Source organism: Bacteroides helcogenes P 36-108 (assembly GCF_000186225.1).
Lineage (GTDB): Bacteria > Bacteroidota > Bacteroidia > Bacteroidales > Bacteroidaceae > Bacteroides > Bacteroides helcogenes.
In genome coordinates this window covers 3,957,496-3,978,526 of sequence record NC_014933.1, presented here as the reverse complement: position 1 = coordinate 3,978,526, position 21,031 = coordinate 3,957,496, and the positions used below count along the sequence as shown (strand labels likewise).

The window sequence follows — 21,031 nt, the reverse complement described above, 5'->3', positions numbered from 1 at the left end:
CTAAATTCTTATGGCATTTTTAGTAAAAATCCGCCTCTTTTTTAGTAATTCTTCTACGATCTACATCATTGTCAACAATATCATCTGTCCTGCCAGAATACGAAGGAACATAGTTAGCGGATAAACGGTGGAGTAACCTACTGCCGGAGCATCGTTGCCCGACGTCTGATTAGCATATGCCAATGCGGGAGGATCGGTATTGCTGCCGGCAATTAATCCCATTAAGGTGAAATAGTTCACCTTACAATAGAAACGGGCTATCATGCCGATTATCAATAGCGGGATAACAGTTATCAGGAATCCATATCCTACATACAGTAATCCGTTGCCTTCCACTACTGTTTGCACAAAATGCTCACCGGCTTCTATGCCTACACTGGCAAGGAAAAGTACGATGCCTATTTCACGCAGCATCAGGTTGGCACTCATTGTAGTATAAGTTACAAGATGCAGTTTATGGCCGAAACGCCCGATAAGGATGGCTACTACCAACGGACCACCTGCCAAACCTAATTTCACAGGAGTAGGCATGCCTGGAAATGCAATAGGGAGGCTTCCAAACAAGATACCTAAGAATATGCCCACGAAAATAGTAACTATGTTCGGAGTGTCCAAACGCTTCAACTGATTGCCTAATACACCGGCTACACGATCTACGGCATCTTGTTGGCCTACCACCATTACACGGTCACCTACCTGAAGCACCAGATTGGGATCAGCAAACAAGTCCATGCCGGAACGGTTGATACGAGTTACGTTCACACCATACATGCTGCGGAAATGAAGGCTGCCTAACTTTTTACCGTTGATTTCGGATTTGGTGACCAGAATACGGCGTGAAACCATCGGAGTATCTTGTTTCTCCCAGTCCACCTGTATCTCTTTTCCGATAAAAGCGGCTACCGCTTCTGCATCTTCTTCAGAACATACAATGAAGAGCTGGTCGCCTACGTGGAATATTGTTTCATGATTAGGGATGCTGACGTGCCCCTCATGGCGGATGCGCGAACAGACAAAAGATCTGCCCAGAAATTCTTTTACCTGAAGCAGAGTTTTACCGGAGATTGATTCATTGCGTACTTCCAGATGAAGCATATGCGGCTGGTGCTTTGCGTCCGTTTCCTGTGTGTTGAGTTCCTCTTCTTCTTTCTTAAGATTCACCCGGCAGATGTAACGTATTGCAATGATGGAACCTATGATACCGACCACACCAAGTGGATAAGCACAGGCATATCCTAAAGCAATAGGATCACCTGTATAGTGTAATTGGCTCAGTGCTTCGTTGGCGGCGCCCAGACCGGGGGTATTGGTCACAGCCCCATAAAGGATGCCGACAATCATAGGCAAGTCTATACTTCCGTCAATGAAGAATATGCCCAGTGCTACTGCGATATTTAATACCACAATACCTACTGCAAGCATGTTTAGTGTCATGCCTCCCTTCTTGAAAGAAGAAAAGAATCCGGGACCTACTTGCAGACCGATACAGAATACAAATAGAATCAGTCCGAACTCACGGATGAAATGCAGTATATGTGTTTCACCTGTGAAACCGAAGTGTCCCATCAGGATGCCTGCAAAAAGCACGAATGTGACACCCAGCGATACCCCGAAAATTTTAACTTTACCCAGCATCACGCCCACAGAAATGACGAATGCATATAAGCAGACGATGTGGGCTACGGATGAGGGGTCCCATAGCAATGTTTCTAACCAATCCATAGTTACCTTATTATATATGTTTTGAAATTTTGCGCAAAAGTAGCTAATAAGGGGGACGTAGCAAAAGTTTTGTGCTACTTTTTGTAATATCAACTTTGCAAAAACAATATGTGCGGTGAATAGGGAGCCGGGATAGAGGCGAACGCTGTGTCATCCATAGATGCAATTTCTTCTAAAAAAACTTTTAGTTTTAAGTATTTCCTTATATTTGCAAGTCTCTTGATGACAAAATGAATCCTATTCAACTATTTTAAATAAATAAACTATGGCAGACAGTAAAGAAAAACTCTTCTCGGACTTTTCCTCCATCTCCACCGAGCAGTGGATGGAAAAAGTTACCGCAGACTTAAAAGGCGCGGATTTTGAGAAGAAACTCGTTTGGAAAACAAATGAAGGATTTAAGGTAAAACCATTCTATCGTATGGAAGACCTTGAAGGCTTAAGGATTACCGATGCACTTCCCGGTGAATTCCCTTATCTCAGGGGTACTAAGAAAAGTAACAATGAATGGTTGGTTCGTCAGGAAATCAAGGTGGAATCTCCTGAAGAAGCCAATGCAAAGGCACTGGATATTTTGAATAAAGGAATTGATTCGCTTTCTTTCCATGTAAAAGCCAAGGAACTGAGTGCAGAGTATATTGATACTTTGTTGAAAGACATCTGCGCAGAGTGTGTTGAACTCAATTTTTCTACTTGTCAGGGGCATGTTGTCGGGCTTGCCGAACTTCTTGTTGCTTATTTCCGGAAAAAAGACTATGACTTGACGAAATTGAGGGGCTCCATCAATTATGATTATTTCAATAAGATGTTGGCCAAGGGTAAAGAGAAAGGTGATATGGTTGCTACTGCCAAAGCCTTGATTGAAGCTACCGCCGACCTTCCTAAATATCGCATATTGAATGTGAACGCATTGACCTTGAACAATGCGGGCGCATACATCTATCAGGAGCTGGGCTATGCATTGGCTTGGGGTAATGAGTACATGAATCAGTTGACTGATGCCGGTCTGCCTGCCGCAATGGTAGCCAAGAAGATTAAATTTAATTTCGGTATCAGTTCCAACTACTTTCTTGAGATAGCCAAATTCCGTGCGGCTCGTATGTTGTGGGCCAATATAGTGGCATCTTATGCCCCCGAATGTTTGCGAGATTGTGAGAACAGAGGCGACAGTAAAGATTGCCGCTGTGCTGCCAAAATGAAGATTCATGCTGAAACTTCCACTTTCAATCTTACTTTGTTTGATGCGCATGTAAATTTGCTGCGTACACAAACCGAAGCTATGAGTGCTGCCCTTGCAGGTGTAGATTCTATGACGGTAGTACCTTTTGACAAGACTTATGCTGTTCCTGATGACTTTTCAGAGCGTATGGCCCGCAACCAGCAATTGCTGTTGAAAGAAGAATCCCATTTTGATAAAGTCATTGATCCGGCTGCAGGATCTTATTATATCGAAAATCTGACAGTGGCTATCGCTGAACAGGCTTGGAAGTTGTTCCTCACTGTGGAGGAAGATGGTGGTTTCTATACTTCAGTGAAAGCTGGAAAAGTGCAGGAAGCTATAAATGAAAGCAACAAAATCCGTCATAAGGCTGTTGCACAGCGTCGTGAAGTTTTGTTAGGTACAAACCAATTCCCTAATTTCAACGAAAAAGCGAGTGATAAGAAGCCGGTGGAAGATACTTGTTGCTGTGGTGGCAGTCATACGTGTGAAAAAGATGTTGCAACCTTGAACTTTGACCGTGCTGCCAGTGAATTTGAAGCACTGCGCTTAGAAACAGAAGCTTCTGGAAAACGTCCGAAAGCATTTATGCTTACTATTGGTAATCTGGCTATGCGGCAGGCACGTGCACAGTATTCTTGCAACTTCTTGGCTTGTGCCGGATACGAGGTGGTCGATAACCTCGGCTTCTCTACGGTGGAAGAAGGAGTTGAGGCTGCTATGGCTGCCAAGGCTGACATCGTGGTTCTATGCTCAAGTGATGATGAATATGCCGAATACGCTGTTCCTGCTTTCAAGGCTCTGAACAATCGTGCTATGTTCATAGTGGCCGGTGCTCCGGCCTGTATGGACGAACTGAAAGCTGCCGGTATCGAGAACTTTATCCATGTTCGCGTCAACGTACTGGAAACATTAAAGGAATTCAACGCTAAACTTTTGAAGTAAGATGAGAAAAGATTTTAAAAACTTAGATATATATGCCGCATTCAAGCCCGCTAACGGTGCTGAGTGGCAAAAGGCTAACGGCATCCATGCTGATTGGAAAACGCCGGAACACATTGAAGTGAAGCCTGTTTATACAAAAGAAGACCTTGAGGGGATGGAGCATCTTGGTTATGCAGCCGGTCTTCCCCCTTATTTGCGTGGTCCGTATTCGGTGATGTACACCCTGCGTCCTTGGACTATCCGGCAGTATGCCGGTTTCTCTACGGCAGAAGAATCAAATGCATTCTACCGTCGTAATCTGGCTTCCGGACAGAAAGGTTTGTCTGTAGCATTCGACTTGGCTACACACCGTGGCTACGACCCTGATCATGAACGTGTGGTAGGTGATGTCGGCAAGGCCGGTGTATCTATCTGTTCATTGGAAAATATGAAAGTTCTTTTCGACGGCATTCCTTTGAACAAAATGTCTGTGTCCATGACCATGAATGGAGCTGTGCTCCCCGTTATGGCATTCTATATCAATGCCGGGCTGGAACAAGGAGCCAAGCTGGAAGAGATGGCAGGTACTATCCAGAACGATATCCTGAAAGAATTTATGGTACGCAATACCTATATTTATCCACCTGCATTCTCAATGAAGATAATCTCCGACATTTTTGAATATACTTCTCAGAAGATGCCGAAGTTCAATTCTATCTCTATTTCCGGCTATCACATGCAGGAAGCCGGTGCTACCGCCGATATCGAGTTGGCCTATACTTTGGCTGACGGTTTGGAATATCTTCGTGCCGGGACCGCCGCTGGTATTGATATTGATGCGTTCGCTCCGCGTTTGTCATTCTTCTGGGCTATCGGTACAAATCATTTCATGGAGATTGCCAAGATGCGTGCGGCACGTATGCTGTGGGCAAAGATTGTGAAACAGTTCAATCCGAAGAATCCTAAATCATTGGCTTTGCGTACGCACTCTCAAACTTCGGGTTGGTCATTGACAGAGCAAGATCCGTTCAACAATGTGGGTCGTACCTGTATTGAAGCAATGGCTGCTGCATTGGGGCATACTCAGTCTTTGCATACCAATGCGCTCGATGAAGCCATTGCCTTGCCTACTGATTTCTCTGCGCGTATTGCGCGTAATACACAGATTTATATCCAGGAAGAAACTTATATTTGCAAGAATGTTGATCCCTGGGGAGGTTCTTACTATGTAGAGTCTCTCACGAACGAACTTGCCCATAAGGCCTGGGAACTTATTCAAGAAGTGGAGAAACTGGGAGGAATGGCGAAAGCTATTGAAACCGGAATTCCAAAGATGCGTATTGAGGAGGCTGCTGCGCGTACACAAGCCCGAATAGACAGTGGTTCGCAGACTATTGTCGGTGTGAATAAGTATCGTTTGGAAAAAGAAGCTCCGATTGATATTCTTGAAATTGACAATACGGCAGTTCGCCAGGAGCAGATTGCCAATTTGAAAACTTTGAAGGAAGGACGTGATGAGGCAGCCGTTCAGAAAGCATTGGAAGCTATCACCAAGTGTGTGGAAACCAAAGAAGGCAACTTGTTGGAACTGGCAGTGGAAGCAGCCCGTGTCCGTGCCACATTGGGCGAAATATCATATGCTTGCGAGAAAATTGTAGGACGTTATAAGGCAGTAATCAGAACTATTTCAGGCGTGTATTCATCAGAAAGTAAGAATGACAGTGACTTCCGACGGGCTTGTGAACTGGCGGAGAAGTTTGCAAAGAAAGAGGGACGTCAACCTCGTATCATGGTTGCAAAAATGGGGCAGGACGGTCATGACCGTGGTGCAAAAGTCGTAGCTACCGGCTATGCCGATTGTGGTTTCGATGTTGATATGGGACCGTTGTTCCAGACTCCCGCAGAAGCAGCCCGTGAGGCTGTGGAGAATGATGTTCATGTAGTGGGCGTTTCTTCATTGGCGGCCGGACACAAGACATTGGTTCCACAGATTATTGAGGAACTTAAAAATCTGGGACGTGAGGACATCGTGGTGATTGCCGGTGGTGTAATCCCTGCACAGGACTATGATTTCCTTTATAAAGCAGGTGTGGCCGCTATTTTCGGACCGGGTACTCCGGTTGCAAAGGCTGCTTGTCAGATTCTTGAAATCTTGCTGGATGAGGAGTAAAAGCCTGTAACTTTATTTTTTCTTTCAAAGGCCTTAAAGATGAGGCCTGTAAGTGTTAAAAAAAGGTGGTATGCATTTGTATATCCGCCTTTTTTTCTTAATCTATGTTATGAAACATGCTTTTTTCTTTGGATAATTTGCAGATATATCAAATGTCCGTATCTTTGCACTGTGTTTTTCATAGTATTAGATTTAAGGTTAACAAAGGTTGGAGTACAGCGGTACTCCTTTTTTTATGTCCGTACCTTATTTATCTCTTATCTTGTGGAATGGATCTTTTTTGCTGTTTGCTGTAATCTTCCTATCTTTGTTCTCATTAATTCTCTAAAATCCCAAATCATTTTTTATGAATCATTCTTTCTATTCTTTTTTTAGAGTAATGCTGTTTTTGCTATTTACTCCTACTGTTTTTGCTCAATGGGTATGGCACAATCCGTTGGCAGAAGGCGATTCGTTGCAATGCTAAAGAAATAAATGTACGCTATACGGTTGCTGGTAGTTTGGCTATGCCACACATGCCTTCTACGGGCGTTTCTGGTGTAGATCTTTATGCTACTCTTATCGGGGACTATCCTACGCTATCTCGCCTCAGATGGGTTATGAATATGAGTTATATCTACCACTCTATAATATAGTGAAATGGTTGGAAATAGGTGTGCCACAAGATGCAAAATTCAGTTGGATTCCTGTCTCTAAAGAGAAACCGCTGGTGATATATGGCACTTCTATCGCTCAAGGCGCTTGTGCTTCGCGACCGGGCATGGCATGGGCAAATATTGTAGAACGTGAATTGGAACATCCGGTAGTAAATTTAGGATTTTCTGGCAGTGCTAAACTCAACCCAGAATTGTTTGATATGCTTGCGGAAATAGAGGCTAAACTCTATATCATCGACTGTATGCCCAATATGGGAGGTAAAGTTGTGAATGACATCTGTCAGCTCACTATCGACGGTGTGAAGAAACTTCGCCGTAGCAGCCAAGCACCCATATTGTTAGTAGAGCACAGTGGCTACGTCAATGAATGGTCGTCGGAATTGTCAGAGAGTGCCTATCGTGAGACTAATGTTGAATTGCGCAAAGCCTATGGAGCCTTGTTGCAGGCAGGGCTGAAAGGTTTGCATTATCTCACAAAAGAAGAAATTGGTTTGACTATGGATGCTATGGTGGAAGGGGTACATCCCAGCGACCTTGGTATGCATCAGTATGCCGATGCTTACATACGTAAAATACGGACTATTTTGCAAGAATCTACTGCTCCTTTTGTGGGAGTAAAGCAACAACGTGATCCCTACAATTGGCAAGAACGCCATGAACTGGTATTGGAACGGCATTGTCAGCAAACCCCCGAAGTGCTGATGATAGGTAATTCCATCATCCACTATTGGAATGGCTTGCTGTCGTAATTCATTTTAACAATACTAAAGCAGAATACCATTGTCTTAAGCCCGTTTCGGGAAGTAATGTTTCCTCGGTATGATACTGAGGTATACTCACTTCAAAAGATACTATGGGAGGGGGAGGTTCATCGTGAAATGGTAGGTGGGACAGGATGCCTTTGGACTTGGATATATTGTTACAAAATAGCTTTTTATTAGACTTCTCAGAAAAGCATTGTGCAATTCTCTGGAATGGGTCTTTGACTGTCAGTTCTGTATAAACCTTCCATAGTTTTATGCATAGTAATCACATTTTTGTACCTTTGCTCCGCTAAAAAAAAGAATTGAATGATAGTTTGTATTGCCGAAAAGCCCTCTGTGGCACGTGACATAGCTGATGTATTGGGAGCGAGAGATAAGAAGGATGGTTACATCGAAGGAAACGGATACCAGGTGACTTGGACGTTCGGCCATCTCTGTACCTTGAAAGAACCGCACGAATATACTCCCAACTGGAAATCATGGAGTTTGGGAAGCTTGCCCATGATTCCTCCCCGCTTCGGAATCAAATTAATCAGTAATCCCACGTATGAACGTCAATTCCATACGATAGAGAATCTCATGCAGCATGCTGACATGATTATCAACTGCGGTGATGCCGGACAGGAGGGAGAACTGATACAACGGTGGGTGATGCAGAAGGCAGGAGCGCGCTGTCCGGTGAAGCGCCTGTGGATTTCTTCATTGACAGAGGAAGCCATTCGTGAGGGATTTGCCAAACTGCGTGACGCCTCGGATTTTCAGCCGTTGTATGAAGCGGGCTTATCTCGTGCCATCGGTGACTGGTTGCTCGGAATGAATGCTACCCGTCTCTACACCATGAAATACGGGCAGAACAGACAGGTACTTTCCATCGGACGCGTACAGACGCCTACGCTGGCGCTGATTGTGAACCGTCAGCTCGAGATACAGAACTTTGTGCCTAAGCAATATTGGGAACTGAAGACCGTGTATCGGGACACTGCTTTCTCTGCCATCATCCGGAAAAGTGAGGAGGAATTGGTACTGGAAGCCGAGAAGCAGAAAGAGGCCATAGCTGCCGGAAAGAAACCTAAAAGCGAAGAAGAGAATCGGGGTATCGACCCCATTACCGACTGTGAACGCGGGCTTGCTTTGCTGGAGCAGATTAAGAACTCTCCTTTCACCATTACCGATGTCACCAAGAAAAACGGAAGGGAAGCGCCACTCCGTCTTTTCGACTTGACCTCCTTACAAGTGGAATGCAACCGAAAGTTCGCCTATTCTGCCGATGAGACATTGAAGCTGATTCAGTCTTTGTATGAGAAGAAGGTGGCTACTTATCCGCGTGTAGATACTACTTTTCTGAGTGATGATATTTATCCCAAATGTCCCGGAATACTGAAAGGACTACGGGATTACGAAGTGTTTACGGCGCCTTTGGTGGGAACCACATTGACGAAATCAAAGAAGGTATTCGATAACTCCAAAGTTACCGACCACCACGCTATCATCCCTACCGGGCAGCATCCGCAGAACCTGACGGATATGGAGCGGCGGGTATTCGACTTGATAGCGCGCCGTTTTATCGCTGTGTTCTATCCCGATTGCCTTTTTGCTACCACCACTGTGATGGGTGAGGTAGAGGAGATAGAGTTCAAAACCACAGGAAAACAGATATTGAGTCCGGGATGGAGGGTGGTGTTCGGCACTACTTCGGCTCAATCTCAGGAAGAGAAAGATGAAAAAAGTGGCGAAGAAGAAAAAGTCCTTCCGACTTTTGTAAAGGGAGAAAGCGGTTCGCATACTCCCGGATTGTTGGAGAAGTGGACACAGCCGCCCCGGCCTTATACAGAAGCAACTTTACTTCGTGCCATGGAGACAGCCGGCAAGCTGGTGGATAATGATGAGCTGCGCGATGCGCTGAAAGAGAATGGCATAGGACGCCCGTCCACCCGTGCGGCCATTATCGAGACTTTATTCAAACGAAACTATATCCGTAAGGAGAAAAAGAATCTGATAGCCACTCCTACGGGGGTCGAACTGATACTGGTAATTCATGAAGAACTGTTGAAGTCGGCGGAACTGACCGGTATTTGGGAAAAGAAACTTCGGGAGATAGAAAAGTGTACTTATAACGCCGGACAATTTCTGGAAGAGTTGAAACAGATGGTATCGGAGGTAGTGATGAGTGTACTTTCGGATAACAGTAACCGTCATATTACTATCCAGATGCCTGCTGTCGGGAAAAGCGGTAAGGTTACCGATAAAGCCGGGGTTACCGATAAACCGAAAAAAGAGCCGAAAAAGAGGACCCCAAGAAAACAAACGGCTGGGAAGAAAACGGCACAGGATGCAGATGTCGCTGTTTCTTCTGCTGAAGGAGGTATGGCTTCCACACAGCCGGATGGGCTTGTCGGTCAGGCTTGTCCCGTTTGTGGGAAAGGCACGATTATTAAGGGGAGAACGGCTTACGGTTGTTCCGAGTGGAAGAATGGTTGTACTTTCCGCAAGCCGTTCGAGTGATTTACAGTCCGTTTTCAGCCATAAATTTCCAAAGTGGAGCAGCCATTAGTGCTTGTCGTATTTCTCCTCTTTGCAGCAATGCTTTTACTTCCTGCAAGGACAGCAGATGTACAGTCAGGTTTTCGGTATCTTCCAGGTGCTGTTCTGCTATTTTTTCTACATCTGTTGCAAGGAAGCAATAAGTAATATTGGTATGAGTTCCGGGATTGGCGGAAATCTGCATGTACTCCTGCCACCTCCCATTACCATAGCCGGTTTCTTCCAGCAATTCCCGTTGGGCGGAAACCAGTGGTGAGACATCTTCTTGCTCGCAGACACCGGCGCAAAGTTCGTAGGATGTTTCCTGCAACCCGTGGCGGTATTGACGGACAAAGACAAATAGTCCGTCGCGAGTGATGGCGATGGTATTTACCCAATCGGGATATTCCAATATATAATAGGAGGGAATATGATTGCCGTTGGGCAATACCACGTGGTCTTTGCGCACGGTACACCAAGGTTCTCTTATCAAGTATTGGCTTGAAAGCACCTTCCAGACTTCTTTTGTTTTCTCCATGATGTCTCGCTGTGTTTACTTATAGTGCAGGTAGAATTCCACTACCGCTTCAATCCCTTTACGGAAAATCTCCAAAGGCATGTTCTCGTTGGGTGAGTGAATGGCGTTCGATTCAAGCCCGAATCCCATCAGTACCGTCTTGATTCCCAACACTTGTTCGAAAGTGGAAATAATGGGAATGCTTCCGCCACGGCGCACGGCCAACGGTTTCTTGCCGAAAGCTTTTTCAAAACCTTTCTCGGCAGCCTGATAAGCAGGCAATGTGATGGGGCATACATAGCCCTGTCCTCCGTGCATTGGTGTTACTTTCACCCGTACCGCATCGGGAGCGATGTTCAGGATATAGTCGGTAAACAATTGGGAAATCTTGTGGTGATCTTGGTGGGGAACTAATCGGCAAGATACTTTGGCGTATGCTTTGGAAGGGAGTACGGTTTTGGAACCTTCGCCCGTATATCCGCCCCAGATGCCGCATACGTCGAATGACGGACGGCAACTGTTACGTTCCAGCGTGCTGTATCCCTTTTCGCCGCAGAGGGCTTGCACGGCGATGGCCTTTTTGTATTTTTCTTCATCAAACGGAATATGGGCTATCATGTCACGTTCTGCCTGTGAGACTTCTTCCACATCGTCATAGAATCCGGGGATGGTTATGCGCCCATCCGTATCGGTCACTCTGCTTATCATTTGACAGAGCACATTGATGGGGTTGGCAACAGCACCGCCGAAGTGTCCCGAATGCAGGTCGCGGTTCGGTCCTGTGACTTCTATTTCCCAATATGCCAATCCACGGAGGCCGGTGGTCAGCGAAGGCAGGTCTGCTCCCAGCATGCTGGTATCTGAAACCAGGATGACATCCGCTTTCAACAAATCTTTGTGCTCCTCGCAGAAGCTTTTCAGACTTGGAGAACCGATTTCTTCCTCACCTTCAAAGATAAATTTTACATTGGTTTTCAGTAAACCATTCTTTACCAAATATTCGAATGCCTTTACTTGTATGAAAGACTGTCCTTTGTCATCGTCAGCGCCACGCGCCCAAATATGTCCATCCCGTACTTCCGGTTCAAAAGGACGGCTTTTCCATAAGTCCATCGGCTCGGCCGGCATTACGTCATAATGGGCATATACCAATACAGTCTTTGCTTCGGGATCTACTGTCTTTTGCCCGAAAACTATCGGATTGCCCTTTGAAGACATTACTAATGCTTCATCGGCTCCGGCTTTCAATAATAACTGTGCCCAGAGTTCGGCGCATGCCAGCATGTTGTCGTGATGTTCGGGCTTGGCACTGATGCTTGGAATGCGGATGAGGCTGAACAGATCTTCCAGCATACCGGCTTCGTTTTCTGCAATATATTTTTTTATTTCCATGATGATTCTTGGAGGGTTATAATTGAGTGGTTTTGTCTATCAGATAATAATCCAGCAGTGTCAGTGCGGTCATGGCTTCTACGATGGGTACTGCACGCGGCAATACGCAGGGATCGTGGCGTCCACGGGCTTTCAGAGTGGTGTCTATGCCGCTGATGTTCACTGTATGCTGTTCCATCAGTACGGTGGCTACAGGTTTGAATGCCACGCGGAAATAGATATCCTGCCCATTGCTGATGCCCCCTTGGATGCCTCCTGAGTGATTGGTGCGCGTCTCGATACGTCCGTTATTGTTGTAGAATACATCGTTCTGCTCCGATCCTTTCTGCTTCAGCCCCTTGAAGCCGTCTCCGTATTCAAAGGCTTTGGCGGCGTTGATGCTGAGCATTGCAGCGCTGAGGGCGGCATGCAACTTGCCGAATACAGGCTGTCCCAGTCCGATGGGACATCTTTTTACTACGCAGGTCACAACTCCTCCTATAGTATCTCCTTCTCCTTTTATTTTGAAGATGAGGTCTTCCATCTCTTTGGCTTTTTCCAGATCTGGGCAACGGACGGGGTTGCTCTCGATGAGGTCAAGGTTGTATGCCGTATAATTTTCCTCAAGACGGACAGGCCCCACTTGTGAGGTATATGCGGTAATCTGTATGCCCAACTGTTTCAAGGCGATTTTAGCCAGTGCGCCTGCCACCACGCGCGAGATTGTTTCGCGGGCGGAAGAACGCCCCCCCCCACGATGATCGCGGATGCCGTACTTCACCTTATAGGTATAGTCGGCGTGCGATGGTCGGTAAACCTCTTTCAAGTTGTCGTAGTCGTCTGAATGCTGGTTTTCGTTCCATACGATGAAGCCGATAGGGCAGCCTGTGGATTTGCCTTCGAAGATGCCGGAAAGGAATTCTACTTTATCCCCCTCTTTCCGTGCGGTGGTAATTCGTGATTGTCCGGGACGGCGGCGGTCCAGTTCTCTCTGCACAAAGTCCGTGTCGATGTATATTCCGGCGGGAAATCCGTCTATTACACCTCCTATGCCTTTACCGTGTGACTCTCCGAAACTGGTAAGGCGAAGAATATTCCCAAATGAATTGAACATAACAAATGCTTTAAAGGTTTATATATGAAGCTGATGCGCCATCTGTTGCTTGATAATGGAAACTTTTGGCACTATAAAGATAACAATTAGTTTTTAAAAACGTTTTATCTGGGGCGATAAAAGTTCTTTTGCCGCTTTTGCATGCCCGGAGGCAGTGCGTTTCTTGCCGGAACTTATTAGCTTGAAGTTTTATATCGAATGCCCAAAACATCCGTATGTTAATCCAAGAACATGGGGCTATTTGGGGACAATACATCCGGGGGCTTTCAATGTTCGGTATAAGAGTGAAATGTTATCGATGCAGGAGTGTTCCCTATGCGGTATAGGTTTGCAACCTTTGCGGGTGTAGGCATCATTCTTTTTCCTTGTAAAGTCTTGCATGGGAATTAAAAAATATGTTACTTTGCTTTTTCTATATAGAGAGAAAATGAATAGGAATGCTTTCATGCATTCTCTTTTATTAACTAAACAAGTATTCATAGAGTATGAAAAAGAATTTATTTTATTTATTCGTATTGATCTGTTCAATGAGTTTGTTTGCTGCTTGTAGCAGCGACAATGACGAAGATACTGCATGGAAGCAAATTCCTGAGACGGAGATTTCGGGTGACAACGCTGTATTGAAGATTAATGATGAAGTAAGAGCTTCGGGAAGCATGCAGATGAAAGTGCAGAATGCTACGGAAGCAACCGTGAACCTGAAGAACGTACTTCCCGGTTATTCTGAGATATCAGTACCTGTGGAATTGAAGAAACAAGCGGACGGTTCATATCTCTTTGCCGGTAAGTCTTCATTGTCCACCCCTCCTTCCATGATGACGAAAAGCACTGCGCCTGCATTCGTCATTTATGATTTGTCCTTGCAGGGCAACATTACTTTGGACGGCAAAGCAAGCGCCCAACTTACCTCAAAATTGAATTCTGCAGCACAAGGAGAATTGACGGGAACTTGGAAACTACAGACCAAAGTGACGAGCGATAAGGGTGCGGTGGCTGCTGCCCCTCTGTTTTTGGTTTGGTCTGCCCTCGAAATCGGCAAGCCCAATTTGGAGCAAGCTGCAAATCTTGTCAATCTGTTTGGCTCTATGGCTTTGGTCAATGTGCTCAATCAAGTGACTTTTGGAGAGGATGGAAATATTACAGCCAAGTATTGGTCTGATGTTGATATGAACGATATCATGGGTGGTGCAGATGATAATGGTAATTTGAATCCTTCGCATACTGAATGGCTCGACTCTCCTAAGGGACTCGCATTTTGGTATGCGAAAGATGGGATGTTGTATGTTGTGCCCAGTATCAGTGCCATCTTGAAGAAAGCTGGTACGGAGGGGAATGCTTCTACAAGTGATTTGACTGCTGTCATGGCTAAGTTGGCTGTATATGGTGTCAACGTAGAGACTCTTATGCCTACGGTCATGCAGTGGATGACAACAGGAATCCCTTTGAAGTATAACGTGGACGGCAATGCGCTGAAAGTATATGTGGACAAGGTGATGGTTACTCCATTCGTAGAAGCTCTTCTGCCGGCGTTGCCTAAGCTACAGGTAGAACTGGAGAAAATTTTGGCTGACCCGAATAATGGAAATGCCGGAATGATCAAGATGGCTTTGGCTATGATGGGTATTGAGAAACTTACGGATATTGAGACTATTTGGAAGGAGAATACCAAAGACTTTAATTTATCCCTGAATTTCACTAAATAAGGCAATAGCTGTAAAGATAAGATTGCCGGCAATCTTATCAGTGGATTTACGAGAAAGAAGGTACACTCTACAAGGTGAGTGCATCTTCTTTCTTTTTGCTTTATGTTTCCAGATTAAATCTGTACTTTATTCCGTTTTTTTTCTACATTTGCATGTCGAATAATCAAATACCATAGACAAAATGACAGAAGCGGAAAGACAACGGATTATAGCCCTGGTGAAGTGTGAGGTAATTCCAGCCATTGGTTGTACGGAACCTATTGCAGTGGCGTTGTGCGTTGCAAAGGCTACGGAGATATTAGGTAAGCGCCCGGAGAAGATAACGGTTCTTTTGAGTGCCAATATTCTGAAGAACGCGATGGGAGTGGGTATTCCGGGAACAGGCATGATAGGACTGCCTATTGCGGTGGCGTTGGGTGCTTTGGTCGGTAAGTCGAAATATCAGTTGGAGGTATTGAAAGACTGTACGCCCCAAGCTGTGGACGAAGGCAAACGTTTCATGGAAGAAAAGCGCATCCAGATCTCACTGAAAGAGAACATAGAGGAGAAACTTTACATTGAAGTATGCTGTCGGGCAGGTGAAGACGAGGCTACCGCTGTTATTGCAGGCGGACATACTACCTTTATATATGTGGCGCATGGCGATGAAGTGCTGCTGAGCAAGCAAGTGGAATCTTGTAGTGAGAAAGAAGAAAATACATTGGAACTGAATCTGAGGAAAGTCTATGACTTTGCATTGAACACCCCTTTGGATGAGATCCGCTTTATACTGGAGACTGCCCGTCTGAACAAGGCTGCTGCGGAGCGCTCCTTTGAAGGCAATTACGGGCATGCTTTGGGGAAGATTCTGCGTGGCACTTACGAACACCGGATTCTGGGAGACAGTGTATTTTCGCATATTCTTTCATATACTTCTGGCGCTTGCGATGCCCGTATGGCGGGTGCGATGATTCCGGTGATGAGTAATTCGGGCAGTGGTAACCAAGGTATTTCCGCCACTTTGCCTGTACTGGTTTATGCAGAAGAAAACAATAAGTCAGAAGAAGAGCTTATTCGTGCCTTAATGCTAAGTCATCTTACCGTTATTTATATCAAACAAAGCTTGGGGCGGTTATCTGCCTTGTGCGGTTGCGTTGTGGCGGCTACAGGTTCCAGTTGTGGCATCACCTGGCTGATGGGAGGTACTTATGAGCAAGTGGCCTATGCTGTTCAGAATATGATTGCCAATCTTACGGGTATGATTTGTGACGGTGCTAAGCCAAGCTGCGCATTAAAGGTCACCACCGGAGTTTCAACTGCCGTACTTTCCGCCATTATGGCAATGGAGAATCGCTACGTGACTTCGGTAGAAGGAATCATTGACGAAGACGTTGACCAAAGCATCCGTAATCTTACAAAGATAGGCTCAAAGGGGATGAATGAGACGGATAGGCTGGTGTTAGAAATTATGACGGGGAAAAATTGAATAACTGAGAAGTGGAAATAAAAAATAGAGGCTACACATGTTCATGTATAATCAACTTGGATTGCGTAGCCTCTATTTCTGATTCTTTAATCTTTTAGTGGCAACATCCGCTGTCGCATCCGCCGTCACAACTGCATCCGCTGTTGCATCCGCCGCCACAGCCTTCACCACTCATCATACGTGCCATCTCTGCCATTTCTTCATTGGTGGCCGGGCGGTTCACCAACACTTCACCAGTAAAGTTCAGGTCACAACCGGCCAGGGGATGATTCATGTCCATCACAACCACATCCTCTTTTACTTCAACTACGCTTCCGTTGATTTGCTGTCCTTCGGAAGTCATTAAAGGGACGATAGCACCTTCTACGATACGTTCGCTGTCAAATTGTCCTTCTATGATGAAGATATTTTTGGGGAGATCGATGACATGGTTGTCATCGTATTCACCATATGCTTCTGATGTGGGGATGGTAAAGTCGAATTTGTCTCCAGCTTTTAAATCTTTCACTTGGTTCTCAAAAACTTCCAGAGTCAATCCCAATCCCGAAATAAACTGGAATGGATGTTCGGAAGTTGCCTCCTCTATGAAATCTTTTTGTCCGTCTTCTATTGAGTGCAGCTTGTATGCCACGGTGATGTACTTGTTTTCTACAGTTTCCATTCGTTCTATATTCTTTATTTGATTAGTAAATACTCTTAGTGGGTGGCAAAGATACGAATAATTTGTTTTGGCTGCAGAGCATTCCTGGTAAATTTCAGATTATTAAGCGGTTTCAGCTATTGGAAAACGGCACTTTCAGGTAATATAAATGGTTTCATTTGGAACAGTTAAGTGACAGAATAGGATTTTAATACCCTGTTTGCTTACGATTATTTATATTTCCTTCTTTTTTTTATTCAAATTGTTTGGAGTTTATAAAAAAGCCCTTACCTTTGCAGCACAATAAACAAAAGAAGAATCGAGTCATGAATCTACATACATCTATTAACCTGGCAGTCTTGCATATTATTCGCGTCGTGGTGGTGGCATCAAGAGCGTGAGAAAGGTTATGTATGTATTCGTACGTTAGAAAATAATTTATTAAGCCTTTCTCACAGTAGTGGGAGAGGCTTTTTTCATAAAAGGAGATTTGAAAGATGAAACATCAGTTACGTAGTTCGTTCAGCACCCAAGGCCGCCGTATGGCAGGAGCACGTGCTCTGTGGGTGGCCAATGGCATGAAGAAAGAACAAATGGGTAAGCCCATCATTGCGATAGTGAACTCTTTTACACAGTTCGTTCCCGGTCATGTGCATCTGCACGAGATAGGTCAGTTTGTAAAGCGGGAGATTGAGAAGTTGGGTTGCTTTGCGGCGGAATTCAACACCATTGCCATTGACGACGGCATCGCGATGGGGCACGACGGTATGCTTTACTCCTTGCCTTCACGCGACATCATTGCCGACAGCGTGGAATATATGGTGAATGCGCACAAGGCGGATGCGATGGTTTGCATCAGCAATTGCGACAAAATCACTCCGGGTATGCTGATGGCTGCGATGAGGCTGAATATCCCTGCCGTATTCGTTTCCGGCGGTCCGATGGAAGCCGGCGACTGGAAGGGGCAGCACCTCGACCTGATTGATGCCATGATTAAATCTGCCGACCAGAGCGTGAGCGATGAGGACGTGGCTCAGATAGAGCAACATGCCTGCCCTACGTGCGGATGTTGTTCGGGCATGTTCACCGCCAACTCCATGAACTGTCTGAACGAGGCTATCGGATTGGCGCTTCCGGGTAACGGTACGATTGTAGCTACCCACGAGAATCGTAAGAAGCTGTTTGAGGATGCCGCCAAGCTGATTGTTGAAAACGCTTATAAGTATTATGAGGAAGGAGACGAAAGCGTGCTTCCGCGCAGCATCGCCACGCGTGATGCTTTCCTCAACGCCATGACGCTGGACATCGCTATGGGCGGTTCCACCAATACGGTGCTCCACCTGCTGGCTGTGGCCCACGAAGCCGGGGCGGACTTCAAGATGGACGACATCGACATACTTTCCCGCAAGACGCCTTGTCTTTGCAAGGTGGCCCCTAACACGCAGAAGTATCATGTGCAAGACGTGAACCGCGCCGGAGGTATTGTTTCAATTATGAACGAACTGGCCAAAGGCGGTTTGGTAAACACTTTCGTGAAGCGTGTGGATGGCATGACGTTAGCCGAAGAGATTGACAAATACTGCATCACCAGCCCGCACGTTTGTGAGGAGGCTATCAAGAAATATTCAAGTGCGGCGGGCGGCAAGTTTAATCTGCAACTTGGCTCGCAGGCGGTTTGTTACCGGGATTTGGACATTGACCGCGCCGATGGCTGCATCCGCGATTTGCAACATGCTTATAGCAAGGACGGTGGTCTGGCCGTGCTGAAAGGAAACATCGCCCAAGACGGCTGCGTGGTAAAGACCGCCGGAGTGGACGAAAGCATCTGGAAGTTTACCGGTCCCGCCAAGGTTTTCGACTCGCAGGATGCTGCTTGCGACGGTATTCTGGAAGGAAAGGTTGTCAGCGGCGACGTGGTAGTCATCACGCACGAAGGCCCTAAGGGCGGTCCCGGTATGCAGGAAATGCTGTATCCCACCTCTTATATAAAGTCCCGCCACTTGGGCAAGGAATGTGCGCTGATTACCGACGGACGTTTCAGCGGCGGTACTTCCGGGCTGAGCATCGGACATATCTCTCCCGAAGCCGCTGCGGGTGGTAATATCGGTAAGATTCAAGACGGTGACATCATCGAAATAGACATACCGAACCGTTCCATCAACGTGAAACTGACGGATGAGGAGTTGGCGGCGCGTCCCCAGATGCCCGTCACCCGCGACCGTGAAGTGTCGAAGGCGCTGAAGGCGTATGCCAGCATGGTAAGTTCGGCGGATAAAGGAGCGGTGAGACTGATATGAGAGAAGGAGTTAAAGGGAGTTAGAAGGAGTTATCGCCCGCTTGCGGGCTTGGGAGTTAAAGGCCGATACTCTTGGAAAATGGAAAGTTGAAAGTTATAACTCAATACTATCGGCTTCTAACTCCTTGAACGGAGCGAAGCGGAGTGATAACTCCCTTTAACTCCTTCTAACTCCTGTAAAGGGATAACTCCTTCTAACTCCTTCAAGCAGATAACTCCCAGCAACAAAGAATAAACAACAAAAGTATATGGAAAACTTAATAACAGGCGCAGAAGCATTGATGCGCTCCTTGGAACATCAGGGAGTGAAGACCATCTTCGGTTATCCGGGTGGCAGCATCATGCCGGTATTTGATGCCTTATACGACCATCGGAAGAATCTGAACCATATCCTGGTTCGCCATGAACAAGGCGCAGCCCATGCCGCACAAGGCTTTGCACGTGTATCGGGCAAGGTGGGTGTGTGCCTGGTGACCAGCGGACCCGGAGCCACCAATACCATCACGGGTATTGCCGATGCCATGATAGACAGTACGCCCGTTGTGGTCATCGCCGGTCAGGCGGCAACGGCTTTCTTGGGCACGGATGCTTTTCAGGAAGTGGACTTGGTGGGCATCACGCAACCTATTACGAAGTGGAGCTATCAAATCCGTCGTGCCGAAGACGTGGCTTGGGCGGTGGCGCGCGCTTTCTATATCGCCAAGAGCGGCCGTCCCGGTCCGGTGGTGCTGGACTTTGCCAAGAATGCCCAGGTGGACAAAACCGCCTATACTCCGACCCTTGTGGATTATGTCCGCAGCTACCTGCCTGCTCCCGAAATGGAGCCGGAAGCCATACGGCAGGCCGCCGAACTGATTAATGCGGCAGAACGTCCGCTGGTATTGGTAGGGCAGGGAGTAGAGTTAGGAAACGCCCAACCGGAACTCCGTGCTTTCATCGAGAAGGCCGGGATGCCTGCGGGTTGCACTTTGCTGGGATTGTCGGCGTTGCCCACGGAGCATCCTTTAAATAAAGGTATGCTGGGTATGCACGGCAACTTGGGTCCGAACATCAATACCAATAAGTGTGACGTGCTGATTGCCGTAGGTATGCGCTTTGACGACCGCGTGACCGGCAAGCTGGAGACTTATGCCAAGCAAGCCAAGATTATCCACTTCGATATAGACCCCGCCGAGATAGACAAGAACGTGAAGACGACGGTTGCCGTATTGGGCGATTGCAAGGAAACGCTGGCAGCGGTGACCTCACTGCTGAAGCCTGCTACCCACAAGGAGTGGATAGACAGCTTCCTGCCCTACGAGCAGATAGAGGAGGAGAAAGTAATCCGCCCCGAACTGCACCCGGTAGGAGACAAGCTGAGCATGGGCGAAGTGGTGCGTGCCGTGAGCGAAGCCACTCGTCATGAAGCAATTCTGGTGACGGACGTAGGTCAGAACCAGATGATGTCTGCCCGCTACTTCAAGTATAGCAAGGAGCGCAGCATCGTCACCTCCGGCGGATTGGGAACAATGGGCTTCGGACTGCCCGCCGCTATCGGTGCTACTTTCGGACGGCCCGACCGCACGGTCTGCGTCTTTATGGGCGACGGCGGTTTGCAGATGAACCTTCAGGAGCTGGGCACGGTTATGGAGCAGAAAGCCCCGGTGAAGATGATATTGCTGAACAACAATTTCCTGGGCAACGTCCGTCAGTGGCAGGCGATGTTCTTCAATCACCGCTATTCGTTCACGCCCATGATGAACCCCGACTACTTGAAGATTGCTTCCGCCTACGACATTCCGGCACGCCGTGTCTTCACCCGCAAGGAACTGAAGCAGGCCATCGCTGACATGCTGGCGGCAGACGGGGCATTCCTGCTCGAAGCCTGCGTAGAGGAAGAAGGGAACGTAATGCCGATGACACCTCCGGGCGGTTCGGTCAATCAGATGTTGCTGGAATGCTAAATATAGA

At 46.8% G+C, this 21,031-nt stretch carries 14 protein-coding genes; 9 read left to right on the top strand and 5 right to left on the bottom strand.

Annotated elements, in window-relative coordinates; translation table 11 throughout:
* Nucleotides 1–60: 60 nt before the first annotated feature.
* Entirely contained in the window at nt 61–1,722 is a 1,662-nt protein-coding gene (locus tag BACHE_RS16470) for a putative transporter (protein WP_013548844.1), read from the bottom strand.
* Nucleotides 1,723–1,987: 265 nt separating this feature from the next.
* On the opposite strand from BACHE_RS16470, the gene mutA reads away from it, so the two are divergent.
* The 5 genes from mutA (at nt 1,988) to BACHE_RS16450 (ending at nt 9,957) form a co-directional block, all read left to right on the top strand.
* The gene (mutA, locus tag BACHE_RS16465) at nt 1,988–3,886 is read left to right on the top strand and encodes a methylmalonyl-CoA mutase small subunit (RefSeq protein WP_013548843.1); all 1,899 of its coding nucleotides are present in this window, start codon (nt 1,988–1,990) and stop codon (nt 3,884–3,886) included.
* 1 nt (nt 3,887) lies between these two features.
* Entirely contained in the window at nt 3,888–6,035 is a 2,148-nt protein-coding gene (gene scpA / locus BACHE_RS16460) for a methylmalonyl-CoA mutase (protein WP_013548842.1), read from the top strand.
* Between the two features lie 410 nt (nt 6,036–6,445).
* Nucleotides 6,446–6,670 (top strand): SGNH/GDSL hydrolase N-terminal domain-containing protein, encoded by a 225-nt coding sequence (locus tag BACHE_RS18105; protein WP_321075139.1) that lies wholly within the window; start codon nt 6,446–6,448, stop codon nt 6,668–6,670.
* The gene (locus BACHE_RS16455) at nt 6,628–7,440 is read left to right on the top strand and encodes an SGNH/GDSL hydrolase family protein (RefSeq protein ID WP_049778949.1); all 813 of its coding nucleotides are present in this window, start codon (nt 6,628–6,630) and stop codon (nt 7,438–7,440) included. The genes BACHE_RS18105 and BACHE_RS16455 overlap by 43 nt, the downstream gene beginning before the upstream one ends.
* Nucleotides 7,441–7,761: 321 nt before the next feature.
* A complete protein-coding gene (locus tag BACHE_RS16450) occupies nt 7,762–9,957 on the top strand; it encodes a DNA topoisomerase 3 (RefSeq protein WP_013548841.1) in 2,196 nt (731 codons plus the stop codon).
* 1 nt (nt 9,958) lies between these two features.
* Here BACHE_RS16450 and BACHE_RS16445 read toward each other — a convergent pair whose 3' ends face one another.
* From BACHE_RS16445 to aroC, 3 genes are read right to left on the bottom strand one after another with little or no spacing between them, the layout of a single operon-like run.
* Nucleotides 9,959–10,513 carry an NUDIX hydrolase gene (locus BACHE_RS16445; RefSeq protein WP_013548840.1) on the bottom strand — a complete coding sequence of 185 codons (555 nt, stop codon included), beginning with the start codon at nt 10,511–10,513 and terminating at the stop codon, nt 9,959–9,961.
* A 15-nt stretch (nt 10,514–10,528) separates the two neighbouring features.
* Nucleotides 10,529–11,884, bottom strand: a complete 1,356-nt coding sequence (locus BACHE_RS16440) for a dipeptidase (RefSeq protein WP_013548839.1) — start codon at nt 11,882–11,884, stop codon at nt 10,529–10,531.
* A gap of 16 nt (nt 11,885–11,900) precedes the next feature.
* The gene (aroC, locus tag BACHE_RS16435; RefSeq protein WP_013548838.1) at nt 11,901–12,977 is read right to left on the bottom strand and encodes a chorismate synthase; all 1,077 of its coding nucleotides are present in this window, start codon (nt 12,975–12,977) and stop codon (nt 11,901–11,903) included.
* Between the two features lie 485 nt (nt 12,978–13,462).
* Here aroC and BACHE_RS16430 point away from each other — a divergent pair, with 485 nt between their 5' ends.
* Entirely contained in the window at nt 13,463–14,680 is a 1,218-nt protein-coding gene (locus BACHE_RS16430) for a DUF4925 domain-containing protein (RefSeq protein ID WP_013548836.1), read from the top strand.
* Nucleotides 14,681–14,861: 181 nt separating this feature from the next.
* Nucleotides 14,862–16,145, top strand: coding sequence for an L-cysteine desulfidase family protein (locus tag BACHE_RS16425; RefSeq protein ID WP_013548835.1), 1,284 nt, complete (start codon nt 14,862–14,864; stop codon nt 16,143–16,145).
* 94 nt (nt 16,146–16,239) lie between these two features.
* Here the strand turns inward: BACHE_RS16425 and BACHE_RS16420 are convergent, their stop codons facing one another.
* Nucleotides 16,240–16,806: an FKBP-type peptidyl-prolyl cis-trans isomerase gene (locus BACHE_RS16420; RefSeq protein ID WP_013548834.1), complete on the bottom strand. Its 567-nt coding sequence runs from the start codon at nt 16,804–16,806 to the stop codon at nt 16,240–16,242.
* A gap of 476 nt (nt 16,807–17,282) precedes the next feature.
* Between BACHE_RS16420 and ilvD the strand changes: the two genes are divergently transcribed.
* Entirely contained in the window at nt 17,283–19,082 is a 1,800-nt protein-coding gene (gene ilvD / locus BACHE_RS16415; protein ID WP_013548833.1) for a dihydroxy-acid dehydratase, read from the top strand.
* A gap of 247 nt (nt 19,083–19,329) precedes the next feature.
* Nucleotides 19,330–21,024 (top strand): biosynthetic-type acetolactate synthase large subunit, encoded by a 1,695-nt coding sequence (ilvB, locus tag BACHE_RS16410; RefSeq protein ID WP_013548832.1) that lies wholly within the window; start codon nt 19,330–19,332, stop codon nt 21,022–21,024.
* The last annotated feature ends 7 nt before the right edge of the window (nt 21,025–21,031 follow it).